1 protein-coding gene is annotated in these 1,190 nt (G+C 61.3%); it reads right to left on the reverse strand.

Features of this window, described 5'->3' with window-relative positions; translation table 11 throughout:
* Window positions 1–11 precede the first annotated feature (11 nt).
* Window positions 12–1,190: elongation factor Tu (gene tuf, locus RND78_RS27755; protein ID WP_312733441.1), on the reverse strand; the 1,179-nt coding region annotated here is incomplete at its 5' end.

Genomic DNA, 1,190 nt, shown 5'->3' on the forward strand with positions numbered 1-1,190 from the left:
AGATCAACCGATTACTCGATGATCTTGGCAACCACGCCAGCGCCGACGGTACGACCGCCTTCACGGATGGCGAAACGCAGACCGTCTTCCATGGCGATCGGAGCGATCAGGGTGACAACCATCTTGATGTTGTCGCCCGGCATCACCATCTCGACGCCTTCCGGCAGTTCGCAGTTGCCGGTCACGTCGGTGGTCCGGAAGTAGAACTGCGGACGGTAGCCCTTGAAGAACGGGGTGTGACGACCGCCTTCTTCCTTGGACAGCACGTACACTTCACACTCGAACTTGGTGTGCGGCTTGATGGTGCCCGGCTTGGCCAGAACCTGGCCACGCTCGACGTCTTCACGCTTGGTGCCACGCAGCAGCACGCCGACGTTCTCGCCTGCACGACCTTCGTCCAGCAGCTTGCGGAACATTTCGACGCCGGTGCAGGTGGTCTTGACGGTGGCCTTGATGCCCACGATCTCGACTTCTTCCTGGACCTTGACGATGCCACGCTCGACACGACCAGTGACCACGGTGCCACGACCGGAGATCGAGAACACGTCTTCGATCGGCATCAGGAACGGCTTGTCGATGGCACGCTCGGGCTCGGGGATGTACGAGTCCAGGGTCTCGACCAGCTTGCGCACGGCAGAGGTACCCATTTCGTTGTCGTCGTTGCCGTTCAGGGCCATCAGCGCGGAGCCGATGACGATCGGGGTGTCGTCGCCCGGGAAGTCGTAGGTGTTCAGCAGATCGCGAACTTCCATCTCGACCAGTTCCAGCAGCTCGGCGTCATCAACCATGTCGGCCTTGTTCAGGAACACGACGATGTAGGGAACACCTACCTGACGGGACAGCAGGATGTGCTCGCGGGTCTGCGGCATGGGGCCGTCAGCAGCCGAGCAAACCAGGATCGCGCCGTCCATCTGGGCAGCACCGGTGATCATGTTCTTCACGTAGTCGGCGTGGCCGGGGCAGTCGACGTGCGCGTAGTGACGGATCGCCGAGTCGTACTCAACGTGGGAGGTGTTGATGGTGATACCGCGAGCCTTTTCTTCCGGCGCGTTATCGATCTGGTCGAAACCACGAGCGGAACCGCCCCAGGTGTCGGCACAGACCTTGGTCAGCGCTGCGGTCAGCGTGGTCTTGCCATGGTCGACGTGACCGATGGTGCCCACGTTCAGGTGCGGTTTGTTACGTTCGAA

Source organism: Pseudomonas oryzihabitans, from assembly GCF_032027545.1.
Taxonomy (GTDB): domain Bacteria; phylum Pseudomonadota; class Gammaproteobacteria; order Pseudomonadales; family Pseudomonadaceae; genus Chryseomonas; species Chryseomonas oryzihabitans_F.